Source organism: Pectobacterium odoriferum (assembly GCF_009931295.1).
Classification (GTDB): Bacteria; Pseudomonadota; Gammaproteobacteria; order Enterobacterales; family Enterobacteriaceae; genus Pectobacterium; species Pectobacterium odoriferum.
The window spans coordinates 2211862-2230235 of record NZ_CP034938.1; the positions used below are offsets into that span (position 1 = coordinate 2211862).

An 18374-nucleotide genomic window follows, 5' to 3' on the forward strand; every position below is an offset into this window, starting at 1 on the left:
AGTTATCCCTGCTAAAAGTGATGTTAAGCAACCAGCGGCGTGTTCTGCTGCCAGAGTCTGAATTGTTGTTGTGTGACGTCATCGCCACGGAATTGCAGTACCCGTTGTCCGCGTTCCGCCCCTTTGTGGTACAGCGCCCGGCCACATAAGTGGGGAAACAGCGTGCCGCCGACGATGCGGCGAAATGCCTGTTGATCGCCGAATGGCGCGACCCAGTCGCGGAACCACAGGCGGTTGCCGCTGGTCCAGTCCTGCGGCTGCACCAGAATGCCGGGGCCGGTGAGGTAGCGCTGTTCCGCTTCTTCATCCATCCACGCCCAGCTAAGGAAAAACAGGGGTTTATCATCGCGGCTGGCGATAACAAACTGCTGATGTTTGATGGCGGGCAACAGCAACGTCGGCAGAACACTGAGCGGAATATCGCGGTGCTGTTCCGAATGCATCCACAGCCAGACCGCCGCGCCAAGCGCTTCCGCTTCACTGAACTGACCACCGAGCAGCGGGGCGGTTAACTGATAGCCATTAATAGGAATCTTCATCACGCGCCTCCTTAGTACTGCCAACTGAGGTTGAAACCGAGGGTGACCGGGCTGGTGTGGAAACCTTCCGGTTTGGAGAACGGCACACCGACAAACAGGTCGTAGCCCGTGTTAAAGGCGTTGCCGCGCAGACCAAGGACGCCGCCCGCCAGATGTTTTCCAACGAGGTAATCACGCGAGCCGTCAACTTCGCCGTAGTCAGCGCCGAGATACAGTTCCTGATTGGGCAGCGGCGTGCGCCAGGCCAGATCGTTGCGCATGAACCAGCCGCGGTCGGCCGTCAGGGTGCGTTCACCGTCGAAGCCGCGCACGGTCCAGCGGTTACCAATCGACAGTTGATCTTGAGGCGTTAGTTTGGTGTGGTTGATCTGGCGCAGATACTGCACGTTGTAGCGGAAGGTCTGATTGCCCAGCGTAAACGGCACATCGAGTTGTGCATTCAGCTGGATAATTTTCGCCAGTGCGGTGCCTTCATCGAAATACTCTTCCTGCGCCGGAATAGCGCCGAACCAGCGAGTGCCGCGCTGGTAGCTCACTGCGGCATCAAGCGTGGTGGCACCAAAGTAGTGGCGGTGCTGCAGGCCCAGACGCCAGGCGCTGGTTTTACGCCGCTGCACATCCACTTCGGTATCGTTGACGAAGTTCTGTGATTCGCGCGTCAAAATTTCATAGCTCATCGAGGTTTTCTGACTGCCGCTGCGGTACAGCACCCGGCTCAGCTGGACGTTAAGGTTTTTGCTGTTGCCGCTGTAGTTGTAGTCTTCATACGCGCCCGCCACATTCTGGTTGTAGTCGTAGCCGCTGGCGGTGACGCCCGCCATCCAGTAGCCGAACGGCACAGAGTAGTGCAGCATGTAGTTCTTGCTGCCTTTTTCGCTGCCAGATTCCAGGTCATGGTTGCCGGAAATATAGAACAGATCGCTGAGCGCGAAGGGATTATCGATATACAGCGTCAGGCCGCCCTGATAACGACCGGTGGTTTCGGTGCCTGAATCATCGAGCGTCGCGCCGAGACGCCACATTTTTTCCTGTTTCCAGGTCACGTTAATGTCGCTTTCGCCTGGCTGTTCGCCTGGAACAATCGCCATTTCTGCCTGTACGGTTGGCACGCGCTGAAGGTTTTCCAGCCCCTGCTCGATATCACGCAGATCCAGCAGTTCGCCTTCACGCGCTGGCAGGGCGCTCCAGAGGCTCACATAGCGATCGCTCTCTTTGGTCAATGTGATCTGGCGCGTTTTGCCTGGAATCAGGGTGATATGCAGGGTGCCGGTTTTCAGGTTTTGCGGCGGTGCCATCACGCGCGCGGTGACGTAGCCATGGTCGATCAGACGGTTTTGCAGTGCGCTCATCAGCAGGTTGACACCCTGTGCGCCCAGGCACTGACCTTTACCCTGATCGGCCAGCTGTTGCAGCGGGATACGTAGCCAGGAGGGGAAATCTTCTTTGCCGGTCAGGATAATGTGATACAGCGTAAAGCACTGTTGTTCGGGCGGAAATTGCAACGTAGTAAAGAATGAAGAGGGAGGCTGCAAACGCACATCGGGCGTTTGTGGCGCTAATTGCTGCTGCATCGCACGCTGGCGATCCTGCTGGTTGATATTCAGCTGTTCATCCACCCGGTCCGGTGCGGCAAGAGGCGTCAGATTATTATCTGCCGCCCAACTGCTTGCTGAGGTGGTCAATAAAATAAACAGCGCAAGCTGGCTGAGACGCGCAGGTTGATACCCGTCAGTGAATGACGCATTCCGTAGCATAATTAATTAACCTGAATTATTAATTGTTATTGGGACACCATTCGTTTCCAGAAACAATTGGTTACTTGGTACAATTTCAGGTTATATACGTTAACAATTTGTTTGCTAAGAGTTGTCCTATTGTTTGCTAAGAGTTGTCTTAAAATTATCGTTCCTTTACATTTTGGCGGTAAAAATACGGTATGGGATAGGTGATCGTGGTTGAATTTATGTCGGCGTGAGGTGTTTGTCTGATTTTATTATATTGATACGATATATTTCTCAACGATATATGGTTTTCAACGACATACAGTTTTCAACTACATAGCGTTTTCTACTACATGTAGTTCTCAACAGTATATCTCTCAACCAAAGGAGTGATGGTTCATTCGATGAGTCGACTACAGAACGAAATTAACTCTCTGGTCAATCGCGGCGTGGATCGCCACCTGCGTCTTGCCGTCACCGGGTTGAGCCGCAGTGGCAAAACCGCGTTTATCACCGCGTTCGTCAATCAATTATTGAACACCCACAGCGGTGCACATTTGCCGATGTTTTCCCCCGTGCGCGAAGAGCGTTTGCTGGGGGTGAAACGCGTGCCGCAGCGCGATCTGGGCGTGCCGCGTTTTGCCTATGATGAAGGCATGGCCGCGCTGTATGGCTCGCCGCCGGCTTGGCCGACGCCGACGCGTGGCGTGAGTGAGATCCGTCTGGCGCTGCGCTATCGCTCCAAGGATTCGCTGCTGCGTCACTTTAAAGACACGTCGACGCTCTATCTGGAAATTGTCGATTACCCCGGCGAGTGGTTGCTGGATCTGCCGCTGCTGGAGCAAACCTATTTGAGTTGGTCACAGCAGATGAGTGGCTTGCTGCAAGGGGGGCGCATTGAATGGGCGAAACCTTGGCTAGCGCTATGCGAGAAAATCGATCCGCTGGCGCCGGCCGATGAGAACCAGCTTGCTGAGGTGGCGCAGGCCTACACCGACTATCTGCACCGTTGCAAACAGGAAGGGCTGCACTTTATTCAGCCGGGTCGATTTGTGTTGCCGGGCGATCTGGCGGGCGCGCCGGTGCTGCAATTCTTCCCTTGGCCGCAGGTGAATAATATCGGTGAGGCTAAGCTGGCGCAGGCCGATGAGAAAACCAACATCGGCATGCTGCGTAAGCGTTTTGATTATTACTGTCAGTCGGTCGTCAAAGGATTTTATAAGGATCACTTTGTGCGCTTCGACCGGCAGATTGTTCTGGTCGATTGCCTGCAACCGCTCAATAGCGGCATTCATGCGTTTAACGATATGCGGCTGGCGCTAACCCAACTGATGCAAAGCTTTCATTACGGGAAGCGCACGTTGTTCCGGCGTTTGTTCTCGCCTTGCATCGACAAGCTGATGTTTGCGGCGAGTAAAGCGGATCACATTACCGCCGACCAGCACGCCAATCTGGTGTCGTTGCTTCAGCAACTGGTGCAAGAAGCGTGGCAGAACGCCGCGTTTGAAGGCATCGATATGCGCTGTGAAGGCATTGCGTCGATCCAGTCAACGCAGAGCGGGGTAGTCGATCATCAGGGTCAGAAAATTCCGGCGCTGAAAGGGCATCGACTCAGCGACGGCCAGCCGTTGACGGTCTACCCCGGTGAAGTGCCTGCGCGTTTACCGGGTGCGGCATTCTGGCAAACGCAGGGCTTCCATTTCGATCAATTTCGTCCGCGAGAAATGACGGTAGACACGCCGTTGCCGCATATCCGGTTGGATACGGTCATGGACTTTCTGTTAAAGGATAAATTGCGATGAATGAGCCACTGAAACCCCGCGTCACGTTCGATGACGTCTCACCGCAAGAGCCACAGCCGCAGCTGCGTGCCGGGTTGGCATTTGACGAGCAGAGCGGCACGCCGTTTTCCCCGATCAGCCTCGAAGAAGACGTGCCAGAAGAAGGCGCGGCGGAAGAGGCGATCAGTGCAGCGCTGCGCCCGAAGCGCAGCCTGTGGCGGCGTATGGTGATGGCGGGGATCGGGCTGTTTGGCGTCAGCGCGCTGGCGCAGGGCGTGCAGTCGCTGCATAACGCCTGGGTACAGCAGGACTGGATTGCGCTGGGCGGCATTACCGCAGGCAGCCTGATTGTAGCGGCGGGCGTCGGTTCGCTGGCTGTCGAGTGGCGGCGGCTTTATCGTTTGAGAGAACGTGCGGAAGAGCGCGATGTGGCTCGCGATTTACTGCACAGTCACGGTGTGGGGCGCGGGCGCGAATTCTGTGAAAAACTGGCACGGCAGGCAGGATTGGATAGCGGTCATCCGGCGATACAGCGTTGGCAGGCTTCACTCCACGAAACCCACAACGACCGCGAAGTGCTGGAGCTTTATGCGCGTCTGGTTCAGCCCGTACTGGATACACAGGCGCGGCGTGAGATCAGCCGCTCGGCGGCAGAATCCACCTTGATGATCGCCGTCAGCCCGCTGGCGTTGGTGGATATGGCCTTTATTGCCTGGCGTAACCTGCGCCTGATTAATCGTATTGCCGCGTTGTACGGCATCGAACTCGGCTATTTCAGCCGCATTCGCCTGTTCCGTCTGGTGCTGGTCAATATCGCGTTTGCTGGCGCATCGGAGCTGGTGCGGGAAATTGGCATGGATTGGATGTCGCAGGATCTTGCCGCTCGGCTATCAACCCGCGCCGCGCAGGGGATTGGCGCAGGCCTGCTGACCGCGCGCTTGGGTATCAAAGCGATGGAATTATGTCGCCCGCTGCCGTGGCTGGATGACAAACCGCGCCTCGGTGATTTTCGCCGCGAGTTGATTGGTCAGGTGAAAGAAACGCTGCAAAAAGGGCGTTAGGGGTGAAGACGATGGTGCAGGCAGAGTGCCATCGTCATTTTATCATTGCTGAACGGGGAAAGGCAGTACAAGCCGCATGCTACTCTGGCTAGCAGTACCGCTGTTACAGAATCGTGTGTAGGATTAACACTCCTCATTTCTGTATAACAGGACGTTTTTATGATTCCCAGTAAAAAATTGACGCTGGCGGTGCTGTCGCTGTCGGCAGCCATTCTCTGCTTACCTGCCAGCGCACAGCTGGTACTGGCACCCACAGATGCGGAACGTTACGCGCAAAACAGCTTCCCTGAATATCTCGAATTACTCACGCTGCCAAATGATGCTGCCGTGCCTGCGGATATCCAGCGTAATGCCGACTGGCTGGAAAAGGCTTTTCAGAAGCGTGGCTTCACTACGAAGCAACTGACGAATGGTGATAAACCGCTGGTTTATGCTGAGCTGGGCACGCCAAAAGCCGATCGTAAAACCATTTTGTTCTACATGCATTTTGACGGACAGCCTGTGAATCCGTCTGAGTGGCAAACGCCGCCGTGGCAGCCCGTACTGAAAGAAAAAGATGCCGCTGGCAAATGGCAAACGCTGCCCGAGTCGCGCCTGCTGAAAGGGGATATCAATCCAGAATGGCGCCTCTTTGCCCGAGCATCGGCTGATGATAAAGGGCCGATTGTCATGTTTCTCGCCGCCATGGACGCGATGAAAGATAAGGGCGTTGAACCTGCGGTCAACATCAAAGTGCTGCTGGATTCTGAAGAGGAAAAAGGTTCGCCTGGGCTGACGACGGTCATGGCCGACAATCTGACGCTGCTGAAAAGCGACGGCATGGTGATTTATGATGGTGCAATGCCGTCCAGCAACCGCCCTGGCATCAACTTTGGCAATCGTGGCTCAATCCAGATCGATATGACGGTTTTCGGTGCGAACGCGGCGGCGCACAGCGGTGGCTATGGCAATGTTATTCCGAATCCGGTGCAAAACTTGGCTACGCTGTTGGCCAGCATGAAAGATGCGGATGGTAAGGTCACCATCCCCGGTTACTATGACCGCGTCACGCTTAGCGATAGCGATAAAAAACAGGTGGCGGAGACCGCTCCTCCCGCTGGCGCGTTGGAGAAACGCTTTGGTGTTGCGCGGCTAGAGAATGTCGCCAGCAATGCGGCAGAGGCAGTGCAATATCCTTCTCTGGATATTCTCGGTATTAAAGCAGGCGATACGGGCAAAAAAGCGTCGAACGCCATTCCGTCGACCGCGACGGCCAGCGTGAATATTCGCACCGTGCCGGAAACGCCGCCGGATGATATGTATGCGCTGTTACGCCAGTATATCGCCAGCAAAGGCTTTCATATCATTGCCGGTGAGGCACCATCACAGGCCGAACGCGAACAGTATCCGCACCTGATTTCCCTTAGCCTGACGGCCTATCCGAGCAGCGCCTATGCAGCGAGAACGGAGATCGACTCCCCGCTGGGGCACTGGGCAGTCGCGACGACAACTGCACCGCGCGGCATCGCACCGGAGAAGAATCGTATGATGGGCGGGACGCTGCCGATGAGCGGCGCGGTCAGCGTATTGAAAGTACCTTACGTCATCGTTCCTCTGGTGAATGCCGATAATAATCAGCATAGTTTTGATGAGAATTTACGCCTCGGTAACTATCTGGAAGGCATTCGAACCATTGTGGCGATGGCAACGACGCCACTGTCTTAACCCCGTTTCGTTATTGACGTGGAAAAAACGTACAGATGTGTCAACTTTTGCTGCCACTTTACTTCATCCGGTGCAAACGAAAGGGTATTATCAGTAGCAATAGCCATGTCGTGTCTCTTGAAGAAGGTAGCCGTTGATGCATCTGGAAGTGATTTGTGAAGACCGCATTGGTATGGTCCGTGAACTGTTAGATCTACTTGCGTCACGCAATATTGATTTACGCGGCATCGAAATTGCGTCTATTGGCCGTATTTATCTCAATTTTGCCACCCTCGATTTTGATGATTTCCGTCTGCTGATGACGGAAATCCGTCGTATTGAAAGCGTCAGCGATGTGCGTACCGTGGCGTTCATGCCGTCTGAACGTGAACATCGGGCGTTGAATGCGCTGCTGGAATCGATGCCTGAACCCGTATTCTCGCTGGATATGAAAGGAAAGTTGGAGCTGTTTAACCCCGCCGCGTTGGCGCTGTTTGAACAATCGGCAGAGACTATCAGCGAGCTGACGATTGGCAGCATGATTCCCAGTTTCAATTTCGCCAGTTGGTTGGAGAAGAGTAGCGCCGTCGTGGCGGAGCGTGTGGTGATTCGTGGTCAGGATTTCTTGCTGGAAATGACGCCAGTCCGTCTGGAAGATGATGCCAGTAAAGTGGCAACGGCGGGCGCGCTGGTGATGCTGAAATCGGCCGCTCGCATGGGACGACAGTTGCAGAATCTTGCCGTGAACGATGAGAATGAGTTCGATCATATTGTGGCTGTGAGTCCGAAAATGCGTCAGGTGGTTGAGCAGGCGCGTAAATTAGCCATGTTGGACGCGCCGCTGCTGATCGTGGGCGACACGGGGACGGGCAAAGATATGCTGGCGCGTGCCTGCCACCTGCGCGGACCACGTGGCAAGAACCCTTTCCTAGCGCTGAACTGCGCAGCGTTACCCGATGACGTGATGGAGAGCGAACTGTTCGGCCATGCGCCCGGTGCGTACCTCAATGCGCAGGAAGGTAAGAAAGGCTTCTTCGAACAGGCTAACGGTGGTTCGGTTCTGCTGGATGAAGTCGGTGAAATGTCGGCGCAGATGCAGACTAAGCTGCTGCGTTTCCTGAATGATGGAACATTCCGCCGCGTCGGTGAAGATCACGAAGTCCATGTTGACGTGCGGGTGATTTGCGCGACCAAGAAAAATTTATTGGAGCTGGTGCAGCGCGGTGAGTTCCGGGAGGATCTTTATTATCGCCTCAATGTACTCACGCTGATGTTACCGCCGCTGCGCGAGCGTCCGGCAGATATTATGCCGCTGGCCGAGCTTTTCGTGGCGCGTTTTGCCGACGAACAGGGGATTTCGCGTCCCAAATTGGCCGCAGATGTGGGACATTTCCTGCCGCAGTACGGCTGGCCGGGTAACGTTCGGCAGTTGAGAAACACCATTTATCGGGCGCTGACACAGTTGGACGGTAACGAACTGCATATGCAGGACATTGATCTCCCAGCGTTTTCGATTGATGTGCCGCAAGATGAAACCCTGCTTGATGGCTCGCTGGATGACATCAACAAGCGCTTCGAACGCTCCGTGCTGACCCGCCTTTATCAATCCTATCCAAGTACACGCAAACTGGCGAAACGGCTGGGGGTATCGCATACGGCGATAGCCAACAAACTGCGAGAATATGGGCTCAGCCAGCGCAAAGCGGCGGGGGATGACGAGGTGTAAATAACAAAACGGCTGCTTGCGCAGCCGTTTTTTCACGTAATGCCAGTATCGCTTATTTCAGAACAGCCAGTGCTGCGTCGTAGTCTGGTTCAGTGGTGATTTCGTTCACCAGTTCGCTATGCAGCACGTTGTCGTTTTCATCCAGTACGACAACCGCGCGAGCGGTCAGGCCTTTCAGAGCGCCATCAGCAATAGCAACGCCATAGTTTTCTTTAAACTCACCGCCACGCAGGGTAGACAGCACAACGACGTTGTTCAGACCTTCCGCGCCGCAAAAGCGGGACTGCGCGAACGGCAGATCGGAAGAGATACACAGAACAACGGTGTTATCCAGTTCAGAACCCAGTTGGTTGAATTTGCGCACGGACGCGGCACAAACACCGGTATCGATGCTTGGGAAAATATTCAGGATTTTGCGCTTGCCAGCATAGTTGCTCAGCGGGGTATCGGACAGATCTTTAGCCACCAGAGTAAATGCTGGGGCTTTGCTTCCTTTGGCTGGGAATGACCCTGCTACTGGCACAGGATTGCCTTGAAAATGTACGTTCTGTGACATGTTTGCGTCCTTAATTACAGGTGATTAACACGCTGCTCAGTTTAGGGCAACATTAGCAACATTGGTATAAAAATTACGATTAAAATTGCTGGCTTAGCAATGCCACCATCGCTTTCAGATAGCATTCGCTGGCGGCGTCTGCCGAGATTGGCGGAAGCTCAGCGGTAATGCAATGAAGCGAACGGTCGGCGCACCAACTTCCGAAAGAGCCAGGTGTGTCGTAACCGATACTCGATACTAACGGCAGCTCGCACTGTTGCGCCAACCATCGACCCAGTTCGGAACGATGTGGATCCTCAATGCAGGCGAGTGGCTCATGAAAAGAGACAACCCAGTGAGGATTAAGTTTCTCAATCAGCGTGCAAAGGGCTTTTGTTTCCGGCTCTGAACCCGCGGTTTCACCGGTAGATAGCTCGACATCACGTTCATCTGCGGCGCTATTCCAGCGGTAGACCGTCTTCCCCGGCTGCCAATTACTGGCCGGAAAATTGCGATTGAGATCGACGCCGTTAGCGTTGGCACGCAACCCCAACTGACAGCCATCCGGGTTCACTGCAAGAATCACATGGTGTCGACGCTGGCCTGAGAAGAGGGTACGGAGCGCGCAGGAAAGTGCTACCACCGCCGCAGTTTCATCGCCGTGTGTTCCGGCAATAATCAGCCCGCTCTCTGAAGGGGCTAATTCGGCGGGGAAATACAGCAGCGGTGCGCCCAGCAGCGATTTCCCATACGGTTCGCCCAGCGATGGTAAATTACCTCGTTGCTGGCGCGCCTGAAGAGGAATGATTGTGTTTTCCATGATACCGCCCTGTGATTGCCTATGCGTTTCATCATAAAAAAATCGGCCCAGAGACGCAAACGGCGATGCAGGCTGACAAATTGCGGGGTATCGCTGGATGATAGCGCTGATTTCTGACTATTATATTCTTCAATCAATTCATTACGCTTTCAGGTCAAATCATCATGCACTATGGATATTCTGCATTTTATGCCGCGTTGATGGCGGCTATGACGGGCAATGCTGTCGCGGCGCAGGTTCCGGCGGGAACGGTTCTGGCTGAGAAACAGGAAATCGTCCGCCACATTAAAGATGAACCGGCTTCTCTCGATCCGATAAAAGCGGTAGGGCTGCCGGAAGCACAGGTGGCGCGCGATCTATTTGAAGGGCTGGTCAATCAGGATGCCAAGGGAAACATTGTTCCTGGCGTAGCGCTGCGCTGGCAGACGGCTGATAACCGCACGTTTATCTTTACCCTGCGAGATAATGCCCGCTGGTCTAACGGTGAACCCGTTACGGCAAACGATTTTGTCTACAGCTGGCGTCGTCTGGTCACACCTGAAAACAGCTCGCCGTTCGCCTGGTTTGCCCGACTGGCGGGGATTCAGAATGCTGAACAGATTCTTGCGGGCAAGCTGCCAGTCGATCAGCTTGGCGTGACGGCCGTCAATGATCACACGCTGAAAGTGCAACTGAGTAAGCCCGTACCTTATTTTGTCAGTCTGACGGCGAATTTCAGCCTCTTTCCGGTACATCAGGCTACGGTAGAAAAATTCGGAAATGACTGGACGAAGCCGGGCAATCTGATCGGAAATGGCGCGTTTAAACTGGACCAGCGCGTTGTTAATGAGAAACTGGTGCTCACGCAGAATCAATATTATTGGGATAACGCTAACACGCGCCTGATGAAGGTAACCTTTGTTCCTATCAATCAGGAATCGAACGCGACAAAACGCTATCTGTCCGGGGATATCGATATCACCGAGTCGTTTCCTAAAAACCTGTACCAGAAGCTGCTGAAAGACTTGCCCGGTCAGGTTTATACGCCGGATCAGCTTGGCACCTACTATTACGCGTTTAACACGCAGCGTGCGCCGACCAATGACGTACGAGTGCGAAAAGCGCTGTCTTACGCCATCGACCGTAAAGTGATTGCGGAAAAAGTGTTGGGCACGGGGGAAAAACCGGCATGGCACTTTACGCCGGATGTCACCGCGGGCTTCAAACCGACGGAAAGCCTGTTGCAGCAATATTCTCAGGATGAGCTGAATGCGCAGGCAAAAGCGCTGATGGCAGCCGCAGGTTACGGCCCAAATAACCCGTTGAAATTATCGCTGTTGTACAACACGTCGGAAAGCCATCAGAAGATCGCGATTGCCGTGGCATCCATGTGGAAGAAAACGCTGGGTGTAGACGTGCGCCTGTCCAACCAAGAGTGGCAAACTTATATCGACAGCCGCAATAGCGGTAATTTTGATGTCGTGCGGGCGTCTTGGGTCGGTGATTACAACGAACCGTCGACATTCCTCTCGCTGCTGACCTCACATCACAGCGGAAATATCACACGCTTTAAAAATGCGAATTACGATCGCGTCTTGGATGAAGCAGGCAATCAGACTAACCCGCAGGCGCTGAATGCGGACTACAACCGGGCTGAGCAGATCTTGATGGATGAAGCACCGATTGCGCCGATTTATCAATACACCAACGGACGCTTGATCAAGCCGTGGGTGAAGGGCTATCCCATTACTAACCCTGAAGACGTGGCGTACAGCCACATGCTTTACATCGAAAAGCATTAAGTACCGTATTAATACATCGAATGATGTGGCGATAAAGCCGGAGCGATCGTGATGGTCACTCCGGTCGGTAGCGTGCAAAACTGATAGCAAAAGCGCTGATAGCAAAAACCGTTGGAGGCAAGACGTGGAATCCTTTGCAGGAAAAGAGTTGCAACGCAGCGGTGCGGTTCATGCGTATCAGTTGGATGGGAAGGGGGGCGTGACCCCGATTGGTGAGCAGGATGTGGTTAACAGCGAGAAACCCTGCTGGCTACACCTGGATTCTACCTTGCCCGCCAGCGTGCGCTGGCTGAATAAAACGACGCTGGTGCCGGATAGCGTACGTAATGCGTTGGCGGGGGAGAGCGCTCGCCCCAGAGTCACGCGTTTGGGGGAAGGTACGCTGATCACGCTGCGCAGCATTAACCTGAATGCCAATGCGCGGCCGGATCAACTGGTGGCCGTTCGGGTGTTCATTACCGACAAGCTGATCATTTCTACCCGACGTCGTAAGATTCTGGCTATCGACGAAATACTTACCGACCTGAAGGAAGGCAATGGCCCGACGGACAGCGGAAGCTGGTTGGTCTCTATTGCCGAATCGTTGACCGATCATACCAGCGAGTTCATTGATGATTTGCATGAGAAAATCATCGATCTGGAAGAGGATTTGCTGGAGCAAAAAATTCCACCGCGCGGTGAGCTGGCGCTGATCCGCAAACAGCTTATCGTGTTACGCCGCTATATGACGCCACAGCGCGATGTATTCTCGCGTATTTCCGGCGAGAAACTGCCCTGGATGCAGGATGACGATCGTCGCAGAATGCAGGAAATCGCCGATCGATTAGGGCGTGGACTGGAAGATCTGGATGCCAGTATTGCGCGTACCACGGTACTTTCGGATGAGATCACTGCCTTGATGACCGAAGCGATGAACCGCCGTACCTATACGATGTCGCTTTTGGCGATGGTTTTCCTGCCGACGACGTTCTTAACCGGCTTATTTGGCGTCAACTTGGGGGGAATTCCCGGCGGCGATGCGCCGTTTGGTTTTTTCACGTTCTGCCTGATGTTGGTGATATTGGTGGGTGGCGTTGCATGGTGGTTAAAACGCAGTAAATGGCTATAACGACTCGTGGCGAACCGGTGCGCAGAGAATCACAAACTGTCGCGAACGGCTAAAAAACCACGCGTAAATTGAGCAATATCAACATTTTTTACCCTGTTGTACGGCACTATCATTCCCGCAGGTGAATGCAACGTCAAGCGATGGGCGTTGCGCTCCATATTGTCTTACTTCCTTTTTTGAATTACTGCATAGCACAATTGATTCACACCATGCCGACAGTTTTGTCGGCTTTTTTTTTGTCCTTCGATCCTGACCTTTTTCGTTCTCCCTCAAGCGACGTTGTAAAATGCCTTTGGCATTTTATTATGGTGGGCTACGCGCCACCCCCTTCGGGCCGTCGCAAGCGACGTTATAAAATGCCTTTGGCATTTTATTCATTAGCTTACTACGCTTAAAGGGAAGCGCTGGCGCTGCTTGGTCAGCCGTAACGCATGTCTGTACTGCTTCAGTAGCTGGATTTGCCTTAACAGTATCCAACACCGAGGAGGAAAATATGCTCATTCAAGACGCGACGGATTATCTGCAAGCTGATACGGTTCCGGTTGAACCGATTCCCATTATACCGAACGATCCGACACCTCGTCCGCTTCCCGATCCACCGCCCATTCCTGATCCGCCGCCGACAGGGCCGGAACACGAACCCGTCACTGAACCACCGCAAGACCGATAGCGGCACTCTACGCGGCAGAAAACGGCAATAAAAAACACGGTGGTGAAACAGCAACCGCTGCTTCTTGCCACCGTGTCTCTATTCGTTATGGTAATGCCATTCCCTCACGGGAATGTCGCGCTTATTTTATTTCCAGCACGTCAAGACGGGTCACGGATGGCACATCGTCATCTTCTTCCGGCTGCCAGCCAACGGGCTGCAACGGCAGTTCTTCACGGTCAAAAGCCAGATCGCCACCATCCACCACGTCGCTACCGTGACGAATGCCTTTAAAATCGAACAGCGCATGATCGGCAAGATGAGATGGCACAACGTTCTGCATGGCGCTGAACATGGTCTCAATACGGCCAGGATAGCGTTTGTCCCAGTCGCGCAGCATATCTTTAATCACCTGACGTTGCAGATTTGGCTGCGACCCGCACAGGTTGCACGGAATAATCGGATATTGGCGGGCTTCAGCAAAGCGTTCGATATCTTTCTCTCGGCAGTAAGCAAGAGGGCGGATGACGATATGTTTACCGTCGTCGCTCATCAGCTTCGGCGGCATGCCTTTCAGTTTCCCACCGTAGAACATGTTCAGAAACATAGTCTGTAGAATATCGTCGCGGTGGTGACCAAGGGCGATTTTTGTCGCGCCGAGTTCCGTTGCGGTACGGTACAAAATCCCGCGACGCAGGCGTGAGCACAGTGAACACGTGGTTTTCCCTTCTGGAATCTTCTCTTTCACAATCCCGTAAGTATTTTCTTCGACGATCTTGTACTCCACGCCGATGCTATCAAGGTACTGCGGCAGAACGTGCTCCGGGAATCCCGGCTGCTTCTGATCCAGATTCACCGCGACCAGAGAAAAGTTAATCGGTGCACTCTGTTGCAGATTGCGCAAAATTTCCAGCATGGTGAAGCTATCTTTCCCGCCGGACAGGCACACCATAATGCGGTCGCCTTCTTCGATCATATTGAAATCAGCGATAGCTTCGCCGACGTTACGACGCAGGCGCTTTTGCAATTTGTTGAGGTTGTATTGTTGTTTCTGGTTAATTTGTTGATTTTCTGACATTTTTATCTGTGCTCGTTGCAAAAGGCATTGCGGATGGAAAACGGTTCAGCGCAGACGCCAACACGGTCTGCACGATCATGGCGTGTATGGTACGGATTACGGCGACGAATGCCAGATCGTTTTACAGCGGTGTTCCTGAATTCCCCTGTGGGTGAGGGGGCGAGTCGCTGCTTTTTGCTCGTCTTAGAAGAATGTTATCGCACTGCGTCGGCTACGGTTTAATGCTGATGCCGTGGAAACTGAGGGGGATACTTCACTCATCTCACGGTTAAGGCTGGATTCTACGATCTCCACCGAATCCTGATGGCGGAATACTGAAACGGCACTTTGCCGGTCAATATGAAATAGAACAGGCTGTTAGCCAACTGATGGGTTTTTGATTATGATAAGGAAATTTCCTGCTTTCAGAAAAAAAGCGTTACGTGAGCCTGCCCGAGGGCAGGTTTATGCATTGCAGATTCCTGACATCCGTAATGGTAATTCCGAAACAGTGGCATTGTGCCACCTTCCAAGTATCACACATGGTATGGGATATAAAAGGGATGACTTCTGGGCGATCTATATATGTTTATCTTGCCATGATGTGATTGGTGGGCACGTGCCATATGACTGGCGGGTGGGGGGAGAAAGAGGAAATTTTGTTTCAGGTGCTGTATTTAACGATAAAAAAGTTATTATCAGCTAGGCATTTGTTAATTTTGAGAACGGACTCATGGCATCACACACTACAGTAATTATCGATTGGCGTGGCCCATATCTTCATTCTGAGATAATTGATAACCCTGAATGGGGAAATGGGCTTTATCTGGTTACAGGGAAGCAACCTTACGAGCGAGAAGCAACGATTCAGTATTGCGGGATAACAGAAGGTAGTTACGTTAGAAGGTTTAACTCAAAACACAAAGCATTTGACGTAACCAAAGAACAGGAGTTTTGGTTAGGAGCCGTAACGTACCCTGATAACGCATCGAGGCATTTTCTTGAAATAGCTGAATCAATAATTATTTATTTTTGGCAGCCTGCTCTCAATGAACGGAAAAAGGCATATCCGCCAACCCCGATAACGTTGATGAATAAATGGTTCAAAAAGGACGGGACCCCACGTATGAGGCAGCACAGTATGTGCAAAGATCTCAGTGATGTAATTTCCTGGGATGGTGAGCTATGGAGAAGTGGAAATCTTCAGGTGTGGTAAGTGTATATATTTTTATTAAGGATTGAAAATGATACAGAATTTGGCATTTGTACCACAAAACCAAGGGTTACTGTGCCAAAAAAACAGATGAAGCAGAAATTGGGCTGTTCTTCCGAACGCAAAATGAAGCTATTTGTGGCAACGGTGTTACTTATGACTATCCTAATAGAGGAGTACTCAACTAAAAGAGGAAGATATCATGAGTAAAAGCACATCAAGAGGTACATCGTCGAGCAACCCGCAACAGGGAGGAAACTGGCCTAGCACAACCGGAAATCCATCGGGGGGCAATAGAGGTAATGCTCCCTCATCTTCAGGTGGAAATTCAGGCAAGGTAGGAGGCGGTTCTGGCAAATCAGGGAAGTAGGAGATATAAAACCACGCTACGGCTAGTGAATTAAATCAACTAGCCGTAGCGTCATTGATTGAACTATTTATTACGGGAGAATATCTTCAATTTTAGTAATATGCGCATCGCCGCTTAGCGGTTTATAAATATGGATTTTGACAATTTTCAGCGGTGCGTCAGGGGATGTTACCGTACCTTTCGTCAGAAAGGAGTAGTTGGTGCCAGACACCACCTGTGTTGCGACAAACAAAGGCGTGTAGGTCACACCCAGCAAATGTACGGTGGATTTAAAAATCTCTTTATCTGCATCATTCAAATCACGGAACGCGGTCCATCCACCAAGAAGTTGATCTGACATTATGTCACCTCATTTAATTTGATTGATAATATAATTGCTGTGATGCTCTATTAGCCTTTCAGAGAGCAGTGAATTAAAACTATGGCATTTGTTTTTGTTTATCAATGATAACTTGACGCTTTGTTTATATAAATAAAAGGGAAGGGTATCAAAAAAATAAATAAAGGAAAATATTGAATTCTTGGTGTGGTAATTAATATGAAAAACAAAGAGATGCTGCTGGTTGAATATAAATCATTTCATTTAAAATTATTTATATTGAAACTAATGATGCTATCTATACTTCCTCAATAAAAATACCGCGTTATTTTGAGTTGTTACGCACTCTAAATATCAGCGTATGGAAGATCATTGAACGCGAATAAGTGAGACGTTCACGACATCTTTTCTGATTACAAGTGATGACCTTATTGTCTTTCTATGGCGAGGATTCTAGGTGATTGACGTCTCTTTTACCCCGTAGATGTATTGCCGAAGTGCGGTGTGGTAGATATAGTCCTTGTCTGAAAAGTCTATCCGATAGGTGTTGATGCCAAACGTGGCGTCAACACCTTCACTCCACCCGATCCGAGGCTAAAACATGAAATTATTGCCATGGTTATGTGCTGCCGCCGCGTTGCTGCTGGCGGGATGCAGTAACCATAATGAGAACACTGCCGCTGCCCAGCAAGACGCCACGCAAAACGATGATAAGAACGCCGTCGTGTTGCTGAAAAGCAGTTCGCCAGTTGATGTCAACTGTACGCTGATTGGTGGAACGATGGCGATCTCTAGACAGCTTGATGGTGCGAGTGTGGGGGCCTGTCAGTTAGCCAACGGTAAGCGCTGTAGCGAGCAATCGCTGATGAATGGAAGTTGTCCTGCAGGGTGAGTGTCGCGGCAGTCAGCACTGCCGCAGGAAAACTTAAGGTGTAACAAGATTTACACAAGACGCGTTCTGGCTGATGTCTTTGAGGTTCTGTAACGTGGTTTGGGAAATGCTGATTAGTGCCTCTTCCGTCAGGAACGCCTGATGCCCAGTAAACAGTACGTTGTGGCACGCGGATAAGCGGCGGAAGATGTCGTCCTGAATCACATCGTTGGATTTATCGGCGAAGAAGAGATCGCGCTCGTTTTCATAAACGTCCATACCCAACGCGCCAATTTTCTGTTGCTTCAACGCGTCGATAGCGGCCTGCGAGTCGATCAGGCCACCACGGCTGGTATTGACGATCATGACGCCGTTTTTCATTTGTGCAAAGGCCGCCTGATTCAGCAGGTGATGATTCTCTGGTGTCAGTGGGCAGTGCAGGGAGATAACGTCCGCGTTGGCGTACAGCGTTTTTAGATCGACATACTCTGCCCCTAAGTCCAATGCCTGCGGGTTCGGGTAGGGATCGAAGGCCAGCAGCCGCATCCCGAAGCCTTTCAGAATGCGCATCGTGGCGATGCCGATTTTTCCGGTGCCAATAATGCCCGCTGTCCGGTTGTGCATATTGAATCCAATCAATCCTTCTAGAGAGAAGTTCGCGTCGCGAGTACGTTGATAGGCGCGGTGAATGCGGCGGTTAAGCGTCAGCATCAGGCCGACGGCGTGTTCGGCGACGGCCTCAGGGGAATACGCGGGAACGCGTACTACGCTGATACCCAGCTCCTTAGCGGCTTCTAAATCGACATTGTTAAAGCCCGCACAGCGCAGCGCGAGCGTTTTAATGCCCAATGCTGCCAGTTCGGTCAATACTTCGCGTCCACCGTCATCGTTTACAAAGATGCAGACGGCCTGACAGCCCGCGGCGGTTTTCGCGGTGCGCGATGTCAGCATGAAATCAAAAAACTCCAGCTCATAGCCAAACTGCTGATTGACCTGTTCCAGATATTTACGGTCATACTGCTTCGTGCTGTAAATTGCCAGTTTCATTGATAGTTTCTCCGAAAAATCCTTAGGTTAAGCTATCAGAAAATCGGGCGGTGACAAACCGTTACCTGACTGACAGTAACGGTTTGAAATTGA

17 protein-coding genes are annotated in these 18374 nt (G+C 52.1%); 10 read left to right on the forward strand and 7 right to left on the reverse strand.

From position 1 onward, the window contains the following. Nucleotides 1-23: 23 nt before the first annotated feature. Nucleotides 24-539: a toxin-activating lysine-acyltransferase gene (locus tag EO763_RS09870; protein WP_161528828.1), complete on the reverse strand. Its 516-nt coding sequence runs from the start codon at nt 537-539 to the stop codon at nt 24-26. Between the two features lie 11 nt (nt 540-550). Then, nucleotides 551-2293, reverse strand: a complete 1743-nt coding sequence (locus EO763_RS09875) for a ShlB/FhaC/HecB family hemolysin secretion/activation protein (RefSeq protein WP_161528829.1) — start codon at nt 2291-2293, stop codon at nt 551-553. Between the two features lie 371 nt (nt 2294-2664). Between EO763_RS09875 and EO763_RS09880 the strand changes: the two genes are divergently transcribed. The 4 genes from EO763_RS09880 (at nt 2665) to tyrR (ending at nt 8511) form a co-directional block, all read left to right on the forward strand. Continuing rightward, on the forward strand, nt 2665-4062 hold the full coding sequence (locus EO763_RS09880; protein ID WP_161528830.1) for a YcjX family GTP-binding protein: 1398 nt from the start codon (nt 2665-2667) through the stop codon (nt 4060-4062). After that, on the forward strand, nt 4059-5102 hold the full coding sequence (locus EO763_RS09885; protein ID WP_161528831.1) for a YcjF family protein: 1044 nt from the start codon (nt 4059-4061) through the stop codon (nt 5100-5102). The genes EO763_RS09880 and EO763_RS09885 overlap by 4 nt, the downstream gene beginning before the upstream one ends. A gap of 159 nt (nt 5103-5261) precedes the next feature. After that, a complete protein-coding gene (locus EO763_RS09890; protein WP_161528832.1) occupies nt 5262-6806 on the forward strand; it encodes a M20/M25/M40 family metallo-hydrolase in 1545 nt (514 codons plus the stop codon). Between the two features lie 136 nt (nt 6807-6942). Then, nucleotides 6943-8511 (forward strand): transcriptional regulator TyrR, encoded by a 1569-nt coding sequence (gene tyrR / locus EO763_RS09895; protein WP_161528833.1) that lies wholly within the window; start codon nt 6943-6945, stop codon nt 8509-8511. Nucleotides 8512-8563: 52 nt separating this feature from the next. On the opposite strand, the gene tpx is transcribed toward tyrR, so the two are convergent. After that, entirely contained in the window at nt 8564-9067 is a 504-nt protein-coding gene (gene tpx, locus EO763_RS09900) for a thiol peroxidase (protein WP_039288920.1), read from the reverse strand. A 79-nt stretch (nt 9068-9146) separates the two neighbouring features. Next, nucleotides 9147-9866, reverse strand: coding sequence for a murein tripeptide amidase MpaA (gene mpaA, locus EO763_RS09905; RefSeq protein ID WP_010295874.1), 720 nt, complete (start codon nt 9864-9866; stop codon nt 9147-9149). A gap of 164 nt (nt 9867-10030) precedes the next feature. Here mpaA and EO763_RS09910 point away from each other — a divergent pair, with 164 nt between their 5' ends. The 3 genes from EO763_RS09910 (at nt 10031) to EO763_RS23285 (ending at nt 13425) form a co-directional block, all read left to right on the forward strand. Beyond that, nucleotides 10031-11647 carry a peptide ABC transporter substrate-binding protein gene (locus EO763_RS09910; RefSeq protein ID WP_161528834.1) on the forward strand — a complete coding sequence of 539 codons (1617 nt, stop codon included), beginning with the start codon at nt 10031-10033 and terminating at the stop codon, nt 11645-11647. A gap of 124 nt (nt 11648-11771) precedes the next feature. Beyond that, the gene (gene zntB / locus EO763_RS09915) at nt 11772-12755 is read left to right on the forward strand and encodes a zinc transporter ZntB (protein ID WP_161528835.1); all 984 of its coding nucleotides are present in this window, start codon (nt 11772-11774) and stop codon (nt 12753-12755) included. A gap of 493 nt (nt 12756-13248) precedes the next feature. Next, nucleotides 13249-13425, forward strand: a complete 177-nt coding sequence (locus tag EO763_RS23285) for a hypothetical protein (protein ID WP_167521838.1) — start codon at nt 13249-13251, stop codon at nt 13423-13425. Nucleotides 13426-13546: 121 nt separating this feature from the next. Here EO763_RS23285 and ttcA read toward each other — a convergent pair whose 3' ends face one another. Then, a complete protein-coding gene (ttcA, locus tag EO763_RS09920; RefSeq protein ID WP_103162448.1) occupies nt 13547-14482 on the reverse strand; it encodes a tRNA 2-thiocytidine(32) synthetase TtcA in 936 nt (311 codons plus the stop codon). A gap of 382 nt (nt 14483-14864) precedes the next feature. Here ttcA and EO763_RS09925 point away from each other — a divergent pair, with 382 nt between their 5' ends. Together EO763_RS09925 and EO763_RS09930 are read left to right on the forward strand one after the other, a co-directional pair. Continuing rightward, nucleotides 14865-15167: a nuclease domain-containing protein gene (locus EO763_RS09925; RefSeq protein ID WP_244322074.1), complete on the forward strand. Its 303-nt coding sequence runs from the start codon at nt 14865-14867 to the stop codon at nt 15165-15167. 27 nt (nt 15168-15194) lie between these two features. Further along, nucleotides 15195-15677 carry a hypothetical protein gene (locus tag EO763_RS09930; protein ID WP_161528836.1) on the forward strand — a complete coding sequence of 161 codons (483 nt, stop codon included), beginning with the start codon at nt 15195-15197 and terminating at the stop codon, nt 15675-15677. Nucleotides 15678-16114: 437 nt separating this feature from the next. Here EO763_RS09930 and EO763_RS09935 read toward each other — a convergent pair whose 3' ends face one another. Further along, nucleotides 16115-16384 carry a hypothetical protein gene (locus tag EO763_RS09935; protein ID WP_039489235.1) on the reverse strand — a complete coding sequence of 90 codons (270 nt, stop codon included), beginning with the start codon at nt 16382-16384 and terminating at the stop codon, nt 16115-16117. A 580-nt stretch (nt 16385-16964) separates the two neighbouring features. Here EO763_RS09935 and EO763_RS09940 point away from each other — a divergent pair. Then, nucleotides 16965-17255: a putative hemolysin gene (locus tag EO763_RS09940; RefSeq protein WP_103159816.1), complete on the forward strand. Its 291-nt coding sequence runs from the start codon at nt 16965-16967 to the stop codon at nt 17253-17255. 33 nt (nt 17256-17288) lie between these two features. Here the strand turns inward: EO763_RS09940 and EO763_RS09945 are convergent, their stop codons facing one another. Then, the gene (locus tag EO763_RS09945; protein ID WP_103159817.1) at nt 17289-18281 is read right to left on the reverse strand and encodes a 2-hydroxyacid dehydrogenase; all 993 of its coding nucleotides are present in this window, start codon (nt 18279-18281) and stop codon (nt 17289-17291) included. Nucleotides 18282-18374: the final 93 nt, after the last annotated feature.